19 protein-coding genes, 1 tRNA gene and 1 pseudogene are annotated in these 19,814 nt (G+C 63.1%); 19 read left to right on the top strand and 2 right to left on the bottom strand.

Annotated elements, in window-relative coordinates; translation table 11 throughout:
* Positions 1-666, bottom strand: a complete 666-nt coding sequence (locus tag BKX93_RS10590; RefSeq protein ID WP_070981771.1) for a heteromeric transposase endonuclease subunit TnsA — start codon at positions 664-666, stop codon at positions 1-3.
* A 49-nt stretch (positions 667-715) separates the two neighbouring features.
* Between BKX93_RS10590 and BKX93_RS10585 the strand changes: the two are divergent.
* The 17 genes and pseudogenes from BKX93_RS10585 to BKX93_RS10505 all read left to right on the top strand — a co-directional run.
* A pseudogene (locus tag BKX93_RS10585) lies at positions 716-1,384 on the top strand (ATP-binding protein); the annotation flags it as partial.
* 64 nt (positions 1,385-1,448) lie between these two features.
* Positions 1,449-2,201 carry an SPOR domain-containing protein gene (locus BKX93_RS10580; RefSeq protein WP_046156644.1) on the top strand — a complete coding sequence of 251 codons (753 nt, stop codon included), beginning with the start codon at positions 1,449-1,451 and terminating at the stop codon, positions 2,199-2,201.
* 31 nt (positions 2,202-2,232) lie between these two features.
* Entirely contained in the window at positions 2,233-2,844 is a 612-nt protein-coding gene (locus BKX93_RS10575) for a thiol:disulfide interchange protein DsbA/DsbL (RefSeq protein WP_046156643.1), read from the top strand.
* A gap of 149 nt (positions 2,845-2,993) precedes the next feature.
* Positions 2,994-3,070: transfer RNA gene (locus BKX93_RS10570), tRNA-Met, on the top strand.
* Between the two features lie 744 nt (positions 3,071-3,814).
* The gene (gene cyoA, locus BKX93_RS10565) at positions 3,815-4,759 is read left to right on the top strand and encodes a ubiquinol oxidase subunit II (RefSeq protein WP_326980796.1); all 945 of its coding nucleotides are present in this window, start codon (positions 3,815-3,817) and stop codon (positions 4,757-4,759) included.
* A gap of 6 nt (positions 4,760-4,765) precedes the next feature.
* Positions 4,766-6,808 (top strand): cytochrome o ubiquinol oxidase subunit I, encoded by a 2,043-nt coding sequence (cyoB, locus tag BKX93_RS10560; RefSeq protein WP_046156642.1) that lies wholly within the window; start codon positions 4,766-4,768, stop codon positions 6,806-6,808.
* A gap of 15 nt (positions 6,809-6,823) precedes the next feature.
* Entirely contained in the window at positions 6,824-7,435 is a 612-nt protein-coding gene (gene cyoC, locus BKX93_RS10555; RefSeq protein ID WP_046156641.1) for a cytochrome o ubiquinol oxidase subunit III, read from the top strand.
* Positions 7,435-7,755 carry a cytochrome o ubiquinol oxidase subunit IV gene (cyoD, locus tag BKX93_RS10550; protein WP_046156640.1) on the top strand — a complete coding sequence of 107 codons (321 nt, stop codon included), beginning with the start codon at positions 7,435-7,437 and terminating at the stop codon, positions 7,753-7,755. Before cyoC ends, cyoD begins: the two co-directional genes overlap by 1 nt.
* A gap of 11 nt (positions 7,756-7,766) precedes the next feature.
* On the top strand, positions 7,767-8,675 hold the full coding sequence (cyoE, locus tag BKX93_RS10545) for a heme o synthase (RefSeq protein WP_046167997.1): 909 nt from the start codon (positions 7,767-7,769) through the stop codon (positions 8,673-8,675).
* Positions 8,676-9,466: 791 nt separating this feature from the next.
* Positions 9,467-10,372 (top strand): hypothetical protein, encoded by a 906-nt coding sequence (locus BKX93_RS10540; protein ID WP_070979734.1) that lies wholly within the window; start codon positions 9,467-9,469, stop codon positions 10,370-10,372.
* Positions 10,373-10,412: 40 nt separating this feature from the next.
* Complete coding sequence (locus tag BKX93_RS10535) at positions 10,413-11,690, top strand: arginase family protein (protein WP_145929296.1); 1,278 nt, start codon at positions 10,413-10,415, stop codon at positions 11,688-11,690.
* A gap of 2 nt (positions 11,691-11,692) precedes the next feature.
* A complete protein-coding gene (locus BKX93_RS10530; RefSeq protein WP_070979731.1) occupies positions 11,693-13,069 on the top strand; it encodes a hypothetical protein in 1,377 nt (458 codons plus the stop codon).
* 20 nt (positions 13,070-13,089) lie between these two features.
* Complete coding sequence (locus BKX93_RS10525) at positions 13,090-13,947, top strand: cupin-like domain-containing protein (RefSeq protein ID WP_046168759.1); 858 nt, start codon at positions 13,090-13,092, stop codon at positions 13,945-13,947.
* Positions 13,944-14,864, top strand: coding sequence for a cupin-like domain-containing protein (locus BKX93_RS10520; protein WP_046168758.1), 921 nt, complete (start codon positions 13,944-13,946; stop codon positions 14,862-14,864). Before BKX93_RS10525 ends, BKX93_RS10520 begins: the two co-directional genes overlap by 4 nt.
* Positions 14,851-15,936, top strand: a complete 1,086-nt coding sequence (locus tag BKX93_RS10515; RefSeq protein WP_070979729.1) for a hypothetical protein — start codon at positions 14,851-14,853, stop codon at positions 15,934-15,936. The genes BKX93_RS10520 and BKX93_RS10515 overlap by 14 nt, the downstream gene beginning before the upstream one ends.
* The gene (locus BKX93_RS10510; RefSeq protein WP_046168756.1) at positions 15,917-16,387 is read left to right on the top strand and encodes a glutathione peroxidase; all 471 of its coding nucleotides are present in this window, start codon (positions 15,917-15,919) and stop codon (positions 16,385-16,387) included. The genes BKX93_RS10515 and BKX93_RS10510 overlap by 20 nt, the downstream gene beginning before the upstream one ends.
* 10 nt (positions 16,388-16,397) lie before the next feature.
* The gene (locus BKX93_RS10505; RefSeq protein WP_186009519.1) at positions 16,398-16,937 is read left to right on the top strand and encodes a GNAT family N-acetyltransferase; all 540 of its coding nucleotides are present in this window, start codon (positions 16,398-16,400) and stop codon (positions 16,935-16,937) included.
* Positions 16,938-16,980: 43 nt separating this feature from the next.
* On the opposite strand, the gene BKX93_RS10500 is transcribed toward BKX93_RS10505, so the two are convergent.
* Positions 16,981-18,219 carry an NADH:flavin oxidoreductase/NADH oxidase family protein gene (locus BKX93_RS10500; RefSeq protein ID WP_070979728.1) on the bottom strand — a complete coding sequence of 413 codons (1,239 nt, stop codon included), beginning with the start codon at positions 18,217-18,219 and terminating at the stop codon, positions 16,981-16,983.
* Positions 18,220-18,285: 66 nt separating this feature from the next.
* Between BKX93_RS10500 and BKX93_RS10495 the strand changes: the two genes are divergently transcribed.
* Positions 18,286-19,308 (top strand): type 1 glutamine amidotransferase domain-containing protein, encoded by a 1,023-nt coding sequence (locus BKX93_RS10495; protein WP_200896060.1) that lies wholly within the window; start codon positions 18,286-18,288, stop codon positions 19,306-19,308.
* Between the two features lie 51 nt (positions 19,309-19,359).
* Positions 19,360-19,773 carry a MerR family transcriptional regulator gene (locus tag BKX93_RS10490; RefSeq protein ID WP_046168753.1) on the top strand — a complete coding sequence of 138 codons (414 nt, stop codon included), beginning with the start codon at positions 19,360-19,362 and terminating at the stop codon, positions 19,771-19,773.
* Positions 19,774-19,814: the final 41 nt, after the last annotated feature.

The raw sequence follows: 19,814 nt of genomic DNA, 5'->3' as shown, positions 1-19,814 counted from the left end.
TCAGCACTCCTCCACTGGCCAGAGGCGGGAACGCATGGTCAGCGGCACATTCAGGTCGCAGCCGATGGCGCCGATCGCCACCAGATGCCAAAGGGTGGGAATCAGCCGGGCACGGTTGTGGGCATCACGGCAGAGGGCAAACAGCAACATTTCCGGATCGGTCTCATCGAGATCCCAAAGTACCTGGAGAATCTGCCGGCGTGCATCCGGTGATGGACTCTGCTCCAGGTAACGCCAGAGGAATTTAGCGTTGTCGAGGTAGGGGGTACGAATTTCGCGCTCGGTGAAAACTTCGAAGCGCCACCCTTGGTCCAAGGCATACGTTTTTGCGGCCCGGAACTTACGGAGCAAGTTTCTCCAGTCCTGTCGGAAGTCGGCGCGATACTTGACCTCGTACAATACGGGTTGCGGGGTCAACGACACTGTCGGCTTGAACTGGATCAGACCATCCGGTGTGTAGGTGCGTAGCTTGCCGAACTGGTCGAAATACCCGATGGTGATCGGTTGGGCGGTGAAATGCTCGACACTGGGGTCGAAGCGCAGGATCTCCATGAGATCGCGCTCCAAGGTGGACTCGTAGTCGCCCAATAGCGGGACCATGCCGGTCACGCTACGGCTGTTGTAGACGATGTCCCTGACAGGGGTGTATCGCTGGAGATGATTCATTTGCATGCTCCGCCATAAATTCCACTAATTTTTGCATTTATTTGTGGAAATTACAGGCGGCAGCGAGCCCCGGCCTGGCGAGATCAGTCTCGCGCATCACGGCGTGCTGTTCCTGGACGAGCTGCCGGAGTTCGACCGCAAGGTGTTGGAGGTGCTGCGGGAACCGTTGGAGAGCGGAGTGATCCATATCTCGCGCGCGGCGCGGCAGGCCAGTTTCCCGGCGCGCTTCCAGCTGGTGGCGGCGATGAATCCCTGCCCTTGCGGTTACCATGGCCATCCTTCCGGTCGCTGCCAGTGCTCGCCCGAGCAAGTGGCGAAGTATCGGGGTAAAATCTCCGGCCCCTTGCTGGACCGGATCGACTTGCAGGTGGAGGTGCCGGCCTTGACGGCGGAGGAGTTGCAGCATTCCGGACCGGGTGAAGGCAGCGAGGCGGTGCGCCAGCGGGTGTTCGAGGCCAGGGAGCGCCAGTTGGCGCGGCAAGGCGGCTTGAACGCGGCGCTGCAGGGCGAGGCGCTGGAGACGCATTGCCGCGGCGATGAGCGCGCGCTGGCGGTGCTGGCCAAGGCTTTGCAACAACTTGGCTTGTCGGCGCGGGCGTATCATCGGATACTGCGGGTTTCGCGCACCATCGCCGATTTGCAAGGCGTCGAAACGATAAGCCGCAACCATGTATTGCAGGCGATCCAGCTCAGGCGCGTCATGCAAGGCGGCGCTTGATAGAATTGATCAATTAAATACGGATGGCATGGTGGCCGTCCGACAGACATAGCGGTAGTGGTGAATGGCTAATCGAGACCTGAAAAACTCCCCCAGACCGTCGCGCGGGCGCGGCAACTCCTCCTCGTCGCGCAGCGGCGGAGGCGGCATGATGGCGGGCATCATCATCGGCCTGATCGTCGGCGTAGCGGTGGCGGTGGGGTTGGCGATGTATTTGAACCGCTCGCCGGCCGCTTTCCAGCCCAAGAACGAGCGCAAGGCGGAAGCGCCGCAGCCGCCGACCGAGCTGCTGGCGCCGGGCACCCGCATTTCCGAGGCCGCTTCGGCCACGACGCCGGCCGCGCCGGCTCCGGCGCAAGCGCAGCAACAGGCCACGCTGGACTCCACCGAGACGGTGCCGCTGCCTCCGCCGGCGACCCCGCACGAAGCCAAGCCCAAACCGGCGCCGCAAGCACCGGCAAAGACCGGCAAGGATGAGCAGCGCTTCGATTTCTACAAGATTCTGCCGGGCCAGGTGGACGCGGTCACGTCCGACGCCAAGTCCTCGCGTTCGGGGGAACCTTCGGCATCGGCGCCTGCCAAAAAAGTTTATTTGCAGCTGGGCGCGTTCCAGAACCAGGACGAGGCCGACAACCTGAAGGCCAAGCTGGCTTTGCTGGGCGTCGAGGCAAAGATCCAGTCGGTCAACGTGCCTGACAAGGGGATGGTCCACCGGGTCCGCGTGGGCCCGCTGAGCCGTCAGGACGATGTGGAGCGCATCCGCGCGCAGTTGAAGCAGGACGGCATCAGCGCCAATGTGGTGAAGGCCGCCGAGTAAGTCTCATCTCTCCAAATAACGGGAAAAGAACATGAAGAAATGGTTGTTGTTGGCAATGCTGGCGGTCAGCGGCATGGCGAATGCCGCGATCCAGCTGGGCAAGGACTACACGATGCTGAGCACGCCCCAGCCGGTGGCCGACCCGAAGAGGGTGGAAGTGATCGAATTCTTCTCCTACCACTGCATCCATTGCTATGACGACGATCCGGCCCTCAATGCCTGGGCCAAGACGCTGCCGGCCGACGTGAGCTTCCGCAAGGAGCAGATCGTGTGGCAGAAGTCGATGGAAGGCTTCGCCCGCATGTTCGCCACCTTCAACGCCACCGGCACCTTCGACAAGCTGCACCGCCCGGCTTTCGACGCGCAGATCAAGCAGCGCATGGATTTGTCCAAGCCTGAGCAGTTCACCAGCTGGATCAAGCAACAGAAGGGCGTAGACAGCGCCAAGCTGCTGCAGACCTACAACTCCTTCGGCATCAACGCCCAGGTGGCGCGCGCGACCAAGATCACCCGCGACTACCAGATCCAGGGCACGCCGACCGTGATCGTCAACGGCAAGTACGTGGTGGTGACCAGCACGCCGGAACGGATGATCCAGGTGATGAACGAGCTGGTGGCCAAGGCCCGCGCCGAGAAGAAGTGATTGTTGGCTTGAAGCGAGAAAGCGGCCTTTGGGCCGCTTTTTTGTTGCCGCGGCGTCTGTCTGATCGGGAAGACCGCGGATGGCAGGTATTTTTATGTAAAAAGTTCTTGACGCGCTTTTAGCATTGCCTTAATATGCAATCTCTCTGACGCGGGGTGGAGCAGTCTGGTAGCTCGTCGGGCTCATAACCCGAAGGTCGTAGGTTCGAATCCTGCCCCCGCAACCAAATGCCATGAAAGCCGAATCGATGTTCTGATTCGGCTTTTTGCATTTCTATCGTCTCTATTTCATCGCGCGCGTTTTCCCCGGCAAAGTTTCCCGCTCCCGCCACGTGACAATTGGGATTTCCATTTTTGCTTCTTGTTAAAACTTTCTCTGGTTTGGCGCTGTGCCGAAAGAAATATTTTTTTGTAACGGTTTGCAACCGCAGACATGTCCAAGTCATGTTAATGACTTTGTCCTAAGTGGTTGTTGCTGCGGCAGAATACGGCGAGCGCCGTCCTTGATTTTGATCAATTGAATGGCATATCTGGTGGCGGCGCGGTCTTGATCATAGTCAAGACTCTTGAAATATTGGCTGGAACTGTTTCTAATACGCCCGCCCGCCCTTGAGGGCCGCGACGATTTGTCGCAGCGCGACGGCGTCGGGCATTGATGTTTGTGCTTGCCGAATTCCTGTCTTCCCGCGCCGCATGCGGCGTTTCACTCGGGCAGTGATCTTCAGCTGTCACGCCATCGTCCGGAAGCGATTGTGGAGTCGCTTCCCGCCGTATCCGGCGCAGGCCGCCGGTGGGGCCGGTCGCGGAATATCCGCGATCCCTAAACTTCTGGTTTGGTCTGGACTGATGCGACTGCGCTCGGCGCTGTCGCTTCTTGGTCCGGCAGGGAACTGTTTTCTTGGCGTTGGAGCATGGCTCGCAACGCCTGTTGCGCATCTGCGCGCCAAAGGATTTTTAACCCGAAAAGTCGTATGATGAGAAACCATAGACCCTCCCGCCTGATGCGGGGGCTGGCGCCTGTGGTGATCGCCCTGCTGTCGGGATGCCAAGGCGGCATTCTCGATCCCAAGGGCCAGATCGCCGCTGAGCAGAAGTCCCTGATCCTGACGGCAACTGCGCTGATGCTGCTGGTGGTCATCCCGGTGATCGTGATGACCTTGGTCTTCGCCTGGAAGTACCGCGCCAGCAACAAGGACGCCGCCTACGAACCGAAATGGTCGCACTCGACCAAGATCGAAATCGTGGTCTGGCTGATCCCCTGCATCATCATCGCCTTCCTGGCGACGCTGACCTGGAAGAGCACGCACAAGCTCGATCCCTATCGTCCGCTGGAGTCGGACAAGAAGGCGATCCAGGTGCAGGTGGTGGCGCTGAACTGGAAATGGTTGTTCATCTACCCCGAGCAGCAAATCGCTTCCGTCAACGAGCTGGTATTCCCGGCCGATACCCCGGTGAGCTTCAAGATCACTTCCGACGCGGCGATGAACTCGTTCTTCATCCCGCAGCTGGGCGGCCAGATCTACGCGATGGCCGGCATGCAGACCCAACTGCATCTGATCGCCAACGAACCGGGCACCTACAAGGGCTTCTCCGCCAACTACAGCGGCGCCGGCTTCTCCGGCATGAAGTTCAACGCCGTCGCCACCAAGACCCCTGCCGAATTCGAAGCCTGGGTAGCCAAGGCCAAGGCTTCCGGCAAGGCATTGGACGCGCCCGCGTACCTGAAGTTGCTCAAGCCTAGCGAAAACAATGCGGTGGAATACTACGCGTCGACCACGCCGTACTTGTTCGAGGCCGTGCAGCACAAGTACATGGCCGCTCGCCCATCGCTGGCCGACAGCGACGACGCCATCAAGCTGACCAAGATGACCAAAGAACTGTGCGCCGCGATCACGCCGCCGGTTGTGAAGGAGTAACAATCGATGTGGTTAGGTAAACTGACTCTGGACGCGATCCCGTTCCATGAGCCCATCATCATGGGGGCGCTGGGAGGCGCCGGCCTGATCGGGCTGATGCTGTTCGCGCTGATCACCAAGTTCGGCAAGTGGGGCTATCTCTGGAAAGAGTGGCTGACTTCGGTCGATCACAAGAAAATCGGCGTGATGTACATCATCGTCGCCATGATCATGCTGCTGCGCGGCTTCGCCGACGCGCTGATGATGCGCACCCAGCTGGCGATGGCCACCGGCGGCGCCCACGGCGTATTCCCGCCCGAGCACTATGACCAGATCTTCACCGCCCACGGCGTGATCATGATCATCTTCATGGCGATGCCGTTCATGACGGGCCTGATGAACATCGTGGTGCCGCTGCAGATCGGCGCGCGCGACGTGGCCTTCCCCTTCCTGAACTCGCTGAGCTTCTGGCTGCTGGTGTCCGCGGTGATCCTGGTCAACCTGTCGCTGGGCGTGGGCAACTTCGCCCGCACCGGCTGGGTGGCCTATCCGCCGCTGGCCGAGCTGGGATTCAGCCCTGACGTGGGGGTGGATTACTACATCTGGGCCTTGCAGATATCAGGCATCGGGACGACGCTGACCGCGATCAACTTCCTGGTGACCGTGATCAAGATGCGCGCCCCGGGCATGAAGCTGATGGACATGCCGATCTTCACCTGGACCTGCACCTGGGCCAACGTGCTGATCGCCACTTCCTTCCCGATCCTGACCGGCGCGCTGGCCATGCTGGCGCTGGACCGCTACCTGGACTTCCACTTCTTCACCGCGGAACTGGGCGGCAACGCCATGATGTACCTGAACCTGTTCTGGGCCTGGGGCCACCCCGAGGTGTACATCCTGGTTCTGCCGGCGTTCGGCATCTTCTCGGAAGTGGTGTCCACTTTCGCCGGCAAGCGCCTGTTCGGCCACAAGTCCATGATCTACGCCAGCGGCGCGATCTCGGTGCTGGGCTTCATGGTTTGGCTGCACCACTTCTTCACGATGGGCTCCGGCGCCAACGTGAACGCCTTCTTCGGCATCGCGACGATGATCATCTCGATCCCGACCGGCGTGAAGCTGTTCAACTGGCTGTTCACCATCTACAAAGGCCGCCTGCGCTTTGAAACCCCGATCCTGTGGACCCTGGGCTTCATGGTGACCTTCTCCATCGGCGGCATGACCGGAGTGCTGCTGGCAGTGCCGGGCGCCGACTACGTGCTGCACAACAGCCTGTTCCTGATCGCCCACTTCCACAACACCATCATCGGCGGCGCCGTGTTCGGCTACCTGGCTGGCGTGTCGTTCTGGTTCCCGAAGGTGTTCGGCTTCAAGCTGAACGACAAGCTGGGCAAAGCCTCGTTCTGGTTCTGGCAGATCGGCTTCATGTTCGCCTTCATGCCGCTGTACGTGCTGGGCTTCCTGGGCATGACCCGTCGTCTGAACCACACCGACAACCCGGCCTGGGAGCCGTGGCTGTACATCGCCCTGTTCGGCGCGCTGCTGATCGCCGCCGGCATCGCCTGCCAGCTGCTGCAGATCGTGGTGAGCATCCGCGACCGCAAGAAGCTGGTCGACGAAACCGGCGATCCGTGGAACGGCCACACTCTGGAATGGTCCACGTCTTCCCCGGCGCCGTTCTACAACTTCGCCAAGCTTCCGCAGGTGCATGACATCGACGCCTTCACCGACATGAAGGAAAAGGGCATCGCCTACGCCGTGCCGAAGTCGTACGAACCGATCCACATGCCGCGCAACACCGCGGTGGGCATCTATATCGGCGCCTTCACCACGGTGCTGGGCTTCGCGTTGATCTGGCACATCTGGTGGCTGGCCGTCGTCGGCCTGGTGGGCATCGTCGGCTGCATGCTGGCGCGCGCCTACGACAACGACCTGGACTACTACGTGCCGGTGGACGAAGTGGAAGCGATCGAGCGCGCCCGCTTCGAGAAGCTGGGCATCGACGTCGACAACTACACCGAGCGTGATCCGGCCCAGCCGAAAAAGGCTGCGCGTCCGACCACCACCGCGTAACGGGTTGAATCTGACATGACGACTTATGTAAAAGAAGCGCACGCCGCGCACGACGACCACGAGCACCACGATAGCGGTTCGCAAACCGTTCTGGGCTTCTGGTTCTACCTGATGACCGACTGCATCCTGTTCGCGACCGCGTTCGCGACCTACGCAGTCCTGTTCCGCAACGTGGCGGAAGGCGTGTCCGGCAAGGACATCTTCGATCTGCAATACGTGCTGGTGGAAACCGCGGCCCTGCTGCTGTCCTCCATCACCTATGGCTTCGCGATGATCGCCGGCCACAAGGGCAACAAGTCCGCCGTTCTCGGCTGGCTGGCTGTGACCTTCCTGTTCGGCGCCGCCTTCATCGGCATGGAAATCAATGAATTCCATCATCTGATCTCCGAAGGCCACGGCCCGCAGAAGAGCGCCTTCCTGTCGGCCTTCTTCGGCCTGGTGGGCCTGCACGGCCTGCATGTGACCGCCGGCCTGCTGTGGATGGGCGTGATGATGGCCGAAGTGGTCAAGACCGGCTTGACCGGCCGCGCCATGACCCGCCTGAACTGCCTGTCGCTGTTCTGGCACTTCCTCGACATCGTGTGGATCTGCGTGTTCACCGTCGTCTACCTGAAAGGAGCCATGTGATGAGTCACGCGCATGACAATGCCAGCCACGGCACCGTGAAGAGCTACATGGTCGGCTTCGTGCTGTCGGTGGTCCTCACCGCCATTCCGTTCTGGATGGTGATGGGCGGGGCCTTCACCAAGCAGGCGACGCTGATCGGCATCCTGGCGATGGCGGTGGTGCAGATCGTGGTGCAGCTGAAGTACTTCCTGCACCTGGACTTCAGCAAGGAAGGCAAGCTCAACACCTTCTCCTTCCTGTTCACCGGCATGGTGATCGTGTTGCTGGTGGGCCTGTCGATCTGGATCATCTACACCGCCGACGCGCTGATGATGCGCTGAGCGAGGCTGAGTTGAAGTTCAAGCGTTATCTTCAGGTCACCAAGCCCGGCATCATCTTCGGCAACCTGATCTCGGCCGCCGGCGGTTTCCTGCTGGCGGCGCAGGGATCGGTGGACTGGTGGCTGCTCGCGGCCACCGTCATCGGTTTGTCGCTGGTGGTGGCTTCCGGCTGCGCGATCAACAACTGCATCGATCAGGACATCGACGCCAAGATGGCCCGCACCCAGAAACGGGTGCTGGTCACCGGCGCGATGAGCACCAAGGCCGCGCTGGCGCACGGCGTGCTGCTGGGCCTGGCGGGCTTCGCCCTGCTGTGGTTCTGCACCAATCCGCTGGCCACCGGCTGCGTGCTGTTCGGCTTCGCGATCTATGTCGGCGTGTACAGCCTGTACATGAAGCGCAACTCGGTGTACGGCACCCTGGTGGGCAGCCTGTCCGGCGCGGTGCCGCCGGTGGCCGGCTACTGCGCCGTCACCGGCCGCTTCGACATGGGCGCGGCCATCCTGCTGCTGATGTTCAGCCTGTGGCAGATGCCGCACTCGTACGCGATCGCCATCTTCCGCTTCAAGGACTATGAAGCGGCCGGCATCCCGGTGCTGCCGGTGGTGAAGGGCATCTCCGCCGCCAAGCAGCAGATCGTGCTCTACATCCTGGCTTTCGCCGCGGCGACCGTGATGTTGGTGTACGGCGGCTACGCCGGCTACGGCTACCTGGCGGTGGCGGTGGCCACCAGCCTGTGGTGGCTGAAGATGGCGCTGTCCGGCTACAAGCGCGAAACCGACGACCGCGTCTGGGCGCGCCAGGTGTTCTTCTTCTCCATCATCACCATCACCTCGCTGAGCGTGATGATGGCGGTGGACGGGCAGACGCCGCCGCACAGCCGCGTGGTGATGACCGCGGATGCGGGCCACTACCGCTAAGATCGATACCGTTCCATGCCAAACGGGGAGCAGCTTGCGCTGCTCCCCGTTTTTGTTTGGCCATCGGTCGGGGGAGGACTATGGCATTGCCGACGGAGTTGGGATCCCCGGAGGTCCGTGTCGGCTCGTCGCGCGCGCCTATCTGCGGGTATGTCCATTCTTTCCGTGGCGCTGCCGGCATCGGCGTGGAAAACGCTTGGCGCTCTCTTTAGCCAGGCGCGAGATTGCGCAATGCTGGCGAGCGCCGCCGGCGCTCGATTTTCTCTTCAAGCGCGATCGCGCTCAAATTCTGCACAAATTGACCATGGCGATGCCGGATGCGCTGGTGAGACCGGGGCATCCAGAGAGGAGTCGTCTGCCGATGCGTCAAAAGCGTGAAAAGCCGGATGGTGTCCGATAGGCGGCCAAACATATTCGAGTTTGCTTTTCTGCGTTAAGAACGTTGCGCATTCAATTCGGAAGAGGACAGGTTCGTCTGCCGCTTTGAGTTTGTCAGCCAGTGGCTCAACTGTCCTTTAGAACGAATTGCTCAATTGCGCCAATAAAATATGATATGCGAATAATTTCGTAATAAACATATCCCATTGATAAAGGTCGGCGGCGCGGTGATGAGCGATACAGCGCGGCCTCTCCATGAACATTCTGCTGAATGGACTCCACTTGTTCTGACTGGCCAGCCAGATCTCTCGCCCCACCCATACAAGGAGAGCTTCTGAACCAAATATTGCTCATTCCCTGCAAGCGGCTAAGCCGTGAACACACCACTCAACACGAATAAGAGGAATTCCTTCATGACGAAAAAAATGGACCTGACCCTAGCTACTTTCGCCTCCTTGCTGGTCGCCTCCACCCCGGCCATCGCCAAGCCGAGTCTGGACGCGGCGATGCAAGGCGCGGTGGTTTCTACGCAACCTGCAACGACCCAGTTTGCAGCTTTCAATACGGAAAGCCAAGGCGAGCCAGTGCTGATGGTCCGCCACAACCGCAGGCTGCTGGCGACGGCAACGGAGGAGAAAGAGGCTGCGCCTATGGTTCGCCACAACCGTCCGTTGCTGGCAATGGCCGCGGAGGAGAAAGAGGCTGCGCCTATGGTTCGCCACAATCGCCCGCTGCTGGCAATGGCCGCGGAGGAGAAAGAGGCTGAGCTGATGATCCGCCACACCCGTCCGCTGCTGGCGATGGCTGCGGAAGAGAAAGAGGCTGAGCTGATGATCCGCCATACCCGCCCGCTGCTGGCGATGGCCGCGGAGGAGAAAGAGGCTGCGCCTATGGTTCGCCACAACCGTCCGTTGCTGGCAATAGCCGCGGAGGAGAAAGAGGCTGCGCTTATGGTTCGCCATACCCGCCCGCTGCTGGCGATGGCCGCGGAGGAGAAAGAGGCTGCGCCTATGGTTCGCCACAATCGCCCGCTGCTGGCGATGGCTGTGGAAGAGAAGGAGGCTGAGTTGATGATCCGCCACACCCGCCCGCTGCTGGCGATGGCGGCGGAAGAGAAGGAGGCTGAGCTGATGATCCGCCACACCCGTCCGCTGCTGGCGATGGCGGCGGAGGAGAAGGAGGCTGAGCTGATGATCCGCCACACCCGTCCGTTGCTGGCGATGGCTGTGGAAGAGAAGGAGGCTGAGTTGATGATCCGTCATAACCGTCCGCTGGCTCTGGCAGCGGTTCAGGACGATATGGGCAAGACTCAGGCTTGATAACCCTTCCTTGCAGCCCGGGCGGTTCCGCCGGGCTGCTGTGCCATCTCAGCAAGAAGAAACCATGTCCGCATCTATTTCCCTGAACACTGTTTATTGTCTAGCCGACGGCATTGAATTGAGCCGGCAACCCAGCGGAGAACTGACCCCCCATGCGCCAGACGCAAGCGCCACCGGGCTGAACGATGCGGCGCTATCGGCGCTGGCCATTTTCGCGGAACCCAAAACCTTCCGCGATGGCGTCGCCCAGTTGGAATCGATGCAGCCGGGCAACGCGCCGGCCGCCGCGCTGGATGCGGTTTGCGAGTTGGTGGAACGAGGCTGGCTGATCCCTGGAGCCCGCACGGCTCGCATTGCGCAAGCTGCATCGGCGACCCGGATGCCGAGAGGGATGTTCGGTTGTCCAAGCCAGACGTTGGAGCAGGCGCTTCAGTCGGACGGGGCCCAGGTTCTATTCGTCGGAATGCCTTACGACAAAGGCGCAACCGGCCGCAAGGGTTCGGCCGGCGGGCCTGCCTACATTCGTCAGTGCAGCAAAACCGCTTTCGATTACACCGAACAGGCAGGCCGCGCGCAGGGATGGTGGCATCCTTTCGGCCAGCGCAGGGTGCTGGAGGGCGTGCGGTTTGCGGATTTGGGCGATCTGGTGGTGGGCGAGGGCCCGCGCAACGACGACGATTTCGACCGGATTTACGATGTGCTGTACAGCTTGTTCCAAGCCGGCCGTTTTCCGGTGCTGCTGGGCGGCGACCATTCCGTCAGCCTGCCAGCCATCACGGCGGCGGCGACGTTGCATCCGGGCCTTGGCGTCATCCATTTCGATGCCCATGGCGATATCGGAGCGCTGGACGACATGGGAGACTGGCGCCGCAATTGCAGCCATGGAAACTTCATGTCCTGGGTCGCGGCCAATCCCAACGTCGCCAGCGTTCACCAGTTCGGCCTGCGCCACCTGACGCCGGATGCGCCGCACCGTCCAGACAAGGTCTGCAGCTATTGGGGGGATGGTTTTCTCGACCATCTCGACTTCATTCTGGACACGCTGCCGCGGGATAGGCCGTATTACCTCACCTTCGATGTCGATTGCCTCGATCTGGCCGTGGTGGCCCAAACCGGCACTCCGGTGCCGGGAGGCTTGAGCTACAAAGAGGCAGCGCGCGCGCTCGGCCGTCTGGCCAGCCGGCGCATCGTCGGCATGGACTGGGTGGAGTTGATGCCGGCCGCTTCGGCTGACGACTACCGCGAAGGCACCACGGTTTCCTATCTCATGTTCGAAACTCTGGCCAGCGTGTTTTCCGCCCGCGGCGCGGAGGCATAGCCGTGGCGTCCGCCGCAGCCTGGCGGCACATGCGCGAGGAGGCGGACCAATTGGCCTGGCTGGCGCGCGAACTGGCGGCGGCGGCTGAGGCCTCGCCGGAACCCTTGCTGCGCCGTTTGCCATCCCTGCCGGGCGACGCTTTGGAGGCGGAAAAGCGGCTGACGCATGCGCATGGCCACTTGCGGGCCGGTTATTTGCAGGCAATGGCCGCGCGGACCAGCCTGCGCTGGCGCACGCCGGCAACGGGCAGGATGGAGCGGTTTCCCGGCAGCGACTTTCGCTACGACCATGCCTACGACCGACAGCATGCTCCGCAGGGACTCGAGGTCCGGCTCGGCAACGTCTTTCCGCACCGCACCCACGCCGCGCAGCTCTGCGCCAGCGGCATGTCCGCGCTGCATGTGGCGCTGCAGGCGCTGGCTACGCTGGGCGACGAGCGTCCGCTGTTCGCGCTGGCCAGCTATTTTGAAACCCACACCTTGCTCAAGCTGTCTCCCTACGCCAATCGTTGGCGCCGGCCGGACGACAGCGCCGAGCTGGCCGCCGCCATCGCCGGGGGCGAATGCGGCGTCGCTCTGATCGAACCCGTGCAATATGACTGGTTGCAGGGAGATTGCGACTGGGACGCGATTCTGACGGCTCTGGCGCGCAGCCCGCGGCCGCCAGTCCTGCTGTTGGACAGCACGCTGAGCGGCGGCTGTCTGCGCTGGGCATCGATATTAAGCAAGCTGATCGATTCGCCCGCGCCATTGGTGTTGTGCGCTCGGTCCGGCCTCAAGCTGGATCAGCAAGGACTGGAGCTGGCCAATCTGGGCGTGCAGGAAGGCTGGTCGTCCGATGCCGTCTTGCTGGCGCGCTTCTCCCGCGCGGCCCGGGCCGCGCGCGTCGTCTCCGGCTGCGGCGTCGGCTGGGAGCAAGCCTGCCAGCTGGCGCCATCCTTCGTGCTGCATTCCGCTTGCCTGGGAGATTACAGCCGGCGGATCTTCGCCTCGGCCCGTCGCCTGCGCGAGGAGGTCGCGCTGAGCGGCGAGCTCTTCGCCCAGACCGTGCTGCCGGCTGGCGGCTGGGATGTTCCATTCGTGTTCTATCGACTGCGGGATGGCGGCAGCGACGCCTACCGGCAACTGGCGGCGCTGCTGGAGGCCGAGGCGCGGCGCCGGGGCTTGAGCTGGCAGATGTCCGGCAGTTTCGGATTTCGCAGCGACCGCTTCGAAACCATTTTGCCGGACGAGTACGGCAAGTTCACTCCCGGAGGCGTGCTCAAAGTGGCCGCAGGCTGTTATCAGGGCGCGCGCTTCGAGGCCATTCTTGATCTGCTGAACGAACTGGCTTCGTTCGACACCCTGACGCAGGCGCGACAGGCCTGGAAAGCCAATTAATCCTCAAGCAAGAGACCCGCATGAAATTCCAGCCCATTCCCCGCATTCCCTATCTGTCCGCCAAGGCGCTGACCGCCTATCTGGCCAAGCCCGCTTCGCCGCTGATCCTCACGACCGTGATGCGCGATTGGCCAGCCATGCGGCGCTGGAGCTTCGATTATTTCGCCCAGACGTTCGGCGATTTCCCGGTGGTCGCCCACGCGCCCCAGTTTCCCACTGTCGCACGCTGGTCTGTGCGTACTCGCCTGAGCGCCTACATCGACTATCTCAAGGCGCCGGAACAAGGAGCGATCGCCGGCGAGTGGCTGAAGGGCGACGCCGAATCGCTACGCCGCAGCGGCCTTACGCTTTACGCGGGCAATTTCAATCCGGCGCACGCCGTTCACGGAGATCCGGAGCGCATTTTCGCCGATGTGCCGAAACTGCCGGATTTCATCGACAACTGGCTGGACCTGCTCAATCCGCGGTTTCGCGATCTCAGCCTGAAAGTCCAGTCCCACTATTTCGTTTACCTATCGGTGCCCGGCGGCGTCACCCCGCTGCATCACGACTTCTGGTCCACCCATGCCTTTCTCGCCCAGATATCCGGACGAAAAGAGGCGGTGCTGTTCGCTCCCGCGGACGCCAAGCTGCTGTATCAGGAGCAAAGCGGCATTGTGCCGGCCATGCGGGATGATCCCCGTTTCGCCGATGTCATCGGCTGGCAAGGCCAGCTGGGACCGGGCGACTTTCTGCTGATGCCGGCCGGCTGGCTGCATTACGTCGAAACATTGGAGGCATCGATCACTTACAGCGCCGACTGGATCGACGGCAGCAATTGGCGGGCATACATCGCGGAAGCCGAGCATACGCTGCGCCAGAAGGGAGAGTGGCAATGAGCGTCCACGCCGTGGCGATCCATGAGCCGGATGCGCCGTTTGAAACCATGCTGATCCAGCACCTGCGGCCCGCCATTCCGGCAGTGCTGCGCGGGGCCGCCGCCCATTGGCCCTGCCGCGTCCGCTGGACGCCCGATTTCTTGCTCCAGCGCTACGGCGAGGCGGTCATCGAATGGCAGGACTGCCGCGACGGGCGGCGCGGCAATGGGCGGCTGGCCGACTATTTCGCGCTGCCGGATGCCATCCGCCGCCACATTTACGTGGTGGACTGGGATTTTCGCCCCCGCTACCCCGAGCTGGCCGAGGATATCGGCGGCCTGCCGCAACTGGCGCTGGACTGGGTGCCGTTGATTCCTGCGGCCGCCCGGCCTGAACTGCTGTGGATTTATTTGGGCGATGCCGGCACCGGCGGCGGAACCCATCTGGACAACTATGGCAGCAGCGCCTGGCTGGCTGTGCTGAGCGGCCGCAAGCGAGTGCGTTTTGCCGATCCCGGAGGGCTGTCCGCCGCCGCGATGTCGCGGCTGGACCTGTTCGACGACGAGGCCATCGCCGGGCTGGAGGTGCTGGAGGCGCGGCTGGAAGCCGGCGACGTGTTATTCGTGCCCGCAGGCCGCTGGCATGCCGCCCGCAACGATGCCGCCTGCCTGAGCGTAACCGGCAATTTTGTCGACGGCGCCAATTTCAGCCTGCATCGGCGCTTCTATCAGAAGCAATGGCATGGCCGCCGCATGCTGGTGACCGAACTGAATCGCCTGCACGACATGGCCGCAGGCCCCGCGCGGGAGCTGCTCGGCGCCCATTTGGAAGCGGCGCTGTCGGACCTGCGCGCCGATCTGGAGGCGGAGTTGCGGGAGTGCGCGCAGTTCGAGGCCGTATTGGCCAGCGGAAGGGAGGGCGGACATGCGGCAGCCTGACCCGCGACTGGACGGCATTCCCACGCCGGCGCTGGTATACGATCTGGACAAGCTGCGCGCCGCGGCCTTGCGTCTCCGAGCGTTGGCGGAAAGCGCCGGCGGGATCGCCTGTTACTCGGTGAAGGCGAATCGGGAGGCTGAAGTGCTGCGCGAGCTGGCCGCCGCCGGTTTCTGCGCCGACGTCGCTTCCGAAGCGGAGCTGGACGCCGCCGTGAATGCGGGAATGCCTATTTTCAGCGCCACCTCGCCGGGGTGGAGCGGCAAAGCGCTGGCCAGACTGGACGCGGCCCGGGCCACGATCTATTTCGACCACGAACCGCAAATCGCCGCCGCGAGTCAGGCGGGGTTGCGGCTGGAGAAACACGGCGCGCGCGTATCCATGCCCGGCGACTACCGCCACTTCGGCTTCGAGTGGCCGGACGCGGCGGCTACGCTGCGCCAGCGCTTCGGCTGTCATTTTCGCCGCTTCCATTTCCACTGCGGAGAAATCGGCGATTGCGACAGTCTGGCTCGCCGGCTGGCCCGCATCGAAACCCTGCTTGCCGGCTGCGAGGTGGAGGAAATCAATTTCGGCGGCGGCTATGGCGTGCTCAGCAACAGGGCGGACGAGCTGGAGGCCGCGTTCGAATTGTTCGGCGGCTTCGGCCAGCGCATCGGCGCGCGCCTGGTGTTCGAGTTCGGCAAGGCCGTGGTGGCGCGCTGCGGCGTGCTGCTCGCCAGCGTGCTGGCGGTGAAGCGGCGCGCCGGCTTACAGTTCGCGGTGGTGGACTGCAGCGCCTTCAATCTGGGCGAATGGGAGCCGCGGCAATTGTGGGCCTGCGACCGCGCCGAACCGTGGAGCCAGCCCACCCGCATCGTCGGCCCCAGCTGCTATGAGGGCGATTTGTTCGCCGCCACCTCGCCGGCTCCGCCGCTGCAAGTGGGAGATAGGCTCGTGTTCGCTCCCATGGGCGCGTACGCGGCGAGCATCGCCGCCTCGCTGCACGGTCTGCCGCAACCCGCCAGTTTTTTTCTGCCGCGCGCCGCCGCGGCGGCTTCTACAGGAATCCTCCATGCAACTCCAACTACTTGATGGTTCTCCGCTGCCTGAGGCCAGCTACCGAGACAAAGTCCGCCTCATCGTGAATGTGGCCAGTTATTGCGGCTACACCGGGCAATACCAGACGCTGGAGCAACTGCAGCGAAGCTACGGAGATCGCGGGCTGCAAGTGATCGGCGTGCCCTGCAACCAGTTTGGCGATCAGGAGCCTGGCAGCGCGGAAGACATCGCCGCCTTTTGCCGGCTGGAGTTTGGCGTCAGTTTCCCGTTGTTGAAAAAGCAGGATGTGGGCGGCGCGCATCGTTCGCCGCTGTATGCCGCGCTAATCGACAGCCCGGTGGGCGCGGGGCTGCCGGTGCGCTGGAATTTCGAGAAATTCCTGGTCAGCCGCAACGGCGAGGTGCTGGCTCGCTTCGATTCGGACTGCGCTCCCGACCATCCGGCCTTGCTTGCCGCGCTGGAACACGCGCTGGCCCGAGACTAGGAGACCCGACGTGTTTCATCCCATCTATGCCCCGCTGCGCTTGCCTGAAGACCGGGAGGCGCTGGCCGGCTGGCTCAGCGCCCACCCCTGGCCGTATCACGCCAGCGGCGACATCCATTTCGATGAGGCGTTGAGCCGGATAGACAATGGGGGCTTCAGCGGCGACGATCAGGCAAGCTACTGGATCATGGGCAATGAGCTGCGCCTGGGACTGATCCGGGTATTCGATCTGGATGATATCGACGACGGCAATCCGATGTTCGACCTCCGGCTGGCAGAAAGCGCGCGCGGACATGGTTTGGGCCGCCAGGCGTTGGACTGGCTGACCGGCCTCATGTTTCAACGATACCCGCAGCTGCAGCGCCTCGCAGGCAATACCCGGGACGACAATCTCGCGATGCAGGCCGTGTTTCGCCACTGCGGCTATGCCTTGGAAGGCCGTTTCCGCGAAGCTTGGAATTGTCCGGATGGCCGCCGCCGCGACTCTCTCTATTACGGCATCCTGCGGCGCGAGTGGGAGCGCCGCCGCCAGCCTGATCGCTCATTCTGACCATCGACGGCATAGAAAACCATAGGGGGGCCCGCCGCCATCGTCATGCGGATGCGGCTTGGCGCCGGATCCAGCGACGGTAGCGTCCGGTCCGGATCTTGGCGTCCCACTGCTGCCGCAGCAGCGCCAAGGCCGGGGCGACATCGGGCCGCGTGCGCTTGCCCAGGCTGAGGCGGCGCAACTGGTATTTCACCATCGCCATATAACCGACCGAGGCCAGCATCTTGTTTTTCCACGGGATGGCGCGCAGCCGGGGCGCGGCCGACGCGTCGCTGCTCCAGGCCTTGGGCAGGTTGGGGTTGATCGCCAGCGCGGTGGCCATGCCGGCGACGGCGACGCCGCTGTTCAGCACCTGTTCGACGACCGGGTAGCGGCGGATGCCGCCGGTCACCATGATGGGCATCTGCGCGACCGAGGCGATGTCCTGGGCGAATTCCAGGAAATAGGCCTCGCGGGCCAGAGTGCGGCCGTCGCGGGTCTGGCCGTGCATGGCCGGCGCTTCGTAGCTGCCGCCGGACAGCTCGATCAGGTCCACGCCCAGCGGGTTCAGCATGGCCACCACCTGTTTGGCGTCTTCGGCGCTGAAGCCGCCGCGCTGGAAGTCGGCCGAATTGATTTTCACCGACACGGCGAAGCCGGCGCTCACGGCCTGGCGCACTTCGCGGACGATGTCCAGCAACAGGCGGGCGCGGTTTTCCAGGCTGCCGCCCCAGCGGTCGGTACGCTGGTTGGTGATAGGGGACAGGAACTGGCTGATCAGGTAGCCGTGGGCGGAGTGGATCTGCGCGCCGCTGAAGCCGAACCGCTCCGCCAGCCGCGCCGTGTTGACGAAGCGGGCTTTCACGTCGGCGATATCGGCTTCGGACATCGCGCGCGGCGCGGCGAACTGTTTGGAAAAATTGCCCAGGTTCATCGCCACCGCCGATGGCGCGATGGTCTCCTGTCCCAGCGCGGCCGGCATCTGGCGGCCCGGGTGGTTGATCTGCATCCAGATCTGCGCGCCTTGGGCGCGGGCGGCGGCGGACCACTTCTCAAAGCGTTCGCCGAATCGCGCCGATTCCAGTACCACCCCGCCTGGGCCGGTCATCGCGCGCCGGTCCACCATGACGTTGCCGGTGATGATCAGCCCCGCGCCGCCTTCCGCCCAGGCGCGGTAGAGGCGGATCAGTTGGTCGGACGGCGCGTGGTCGCGGTCGGCCATGTTCTCCTCCATGGCGGCTTTGGCCAGGCGGTTCGGCAGCAGGCTGCCATTGGGCAGAGTGAGGGAAGCGAAGGGATTCATCGTGGTCTCCGGGGTAGCGATGAGCGCACGATAGGATTAAAGCCAACTTTAAGGTCAAGTCTGCCGATGAAGAAATTTCTGCAGGCGCGCCGGAAGACCGGTTTTGAGATCAAGCGCTTGAGCGGGCGAGGGGCGGGACTGGGGAGCGTGGAATCAAGCGGGAAAGAGCTTGTTGACATTAAAGCTGGCTTTAATCTTAGCATGGAGCTTGGCGCTCATTTCAATGCTTATGGTATTTGTCCGGAAGGCAAAATGGCGCGATGTACTATCATGCAGAAGGTGTTGTCCGTGCCCATTTTCAACAAGCCCGTTCAGGTCGCCATGTCCATGCCAATCATGCAAACCGCAGCAGCAGACGCCGCGCCCTTGGTCCAGGAACCCTCCGCCAGCGCCGGCAAGATCCTGATGGTCATGACCAATCATGACCGCTATCCGAGCCGAACCGAGCGCACCGGATTGTGGCTCGCCGAGCTGACGCACGTTTACGATGCGCTGACCGAAGCCGGCTACGCCATCGATTTCGCCAGCCCGAACGGCGGCGCCGTGCCGCTGGACCCGCGCAGCCTGGGTTGGCCCCATGCCGATGCCGCCGCCAAGGCCCGTCTGAACGACCCGGCCTTCATGGCGCTGTTGCAATCGACCCGGGCGGTGGCCGACATCGACCCCGGCGCTTACCGCGCCATCTTCTACACCGGCGGCCATGGCACGATCTGGGATTTTCGCAACAACGCCGATTTGAACCGGGTCGCCGAAAGCATTTACCGCAGCGGCGGCATCGTCTCGGCGGTGTGCCATGGCCTGGCGGGCCTGCTCGATCTGCAGACCGAGGAGGGCCGGCCGCTGCTGGAGGGCCGCCGCGTGACCGGCTTCTCCAATTTCGAGGAGGCGCTGTCCGGGGTGAAGGACCAGGTGCCCTATCAACTGCAAAGCGAGATGGAGGCCAGAGGAGGGCGCTACGAGAAGGCTGTCATGCCCTTCGGCAGCTTCGCGCTGACGGACGGCCGCCTCATCACCGGCCAGAATCCGCGTTCCAGCAAGGCGCTGGCGCAGGCCTTGCTGGCGGCGTTGCGCAATGAGCCAGCGCGGTAGGCCGGCCGCGGTGTCCGATGAGACTCAGGCAAGAGCTCGGTCTGGAGCGGCATGAAAATCGGAGAACTGGCCAAGCGCAGCGGCATGGCGGCCTCGGCGATCCGCTTTTATGAATCGAAGGGCTTGCTGAAGGCGGCCAGCCGCCAGGCGAACGGCTATCGCGACTACCCGCCCGAGACGGTGGCGGTGCTGTCCATCATTCGCGACGCGCAGCAAGCCGGTTTCACGCTGGATGAGATCCAGCAGATTCTGCCGGCGGATTTTCTGTCGTGGAAGCATGAGCAGCTGCTGTCCGCGCTCAGGCGCAAGGTTGAGGATATCGAGTCGCTGGAGGCGCGGCTGGCGCAGAGCAAGGCGCATATCCAGACGCTGATCCAGCTGATAGACGCCAAACCGGATGATATGGACTGCCAGGCCAATGCGGCCAGGGTGGTGGCAAGCATGGGCATGGCCGTCGATAAATAGGCCGTGTCCCAGTCCGGTTTCGTCTGCCAGCTCTCCGGGCG

The organism is Chromobacterium vaccinii (assembly GCF_001855275.1).
Classification (GTDB): domain Bacteria; phylum Pseudomonadota; class Gammaproteobacteria; order Burkholderiales; family Chromobacteriaceae; genus Chromobacterium; species Chromobacterium vaccinii.
Note: the sequence above shows the minus strand (reverse complement) of the source record. Positions and strands in the feature narration are given on the sequence as shown.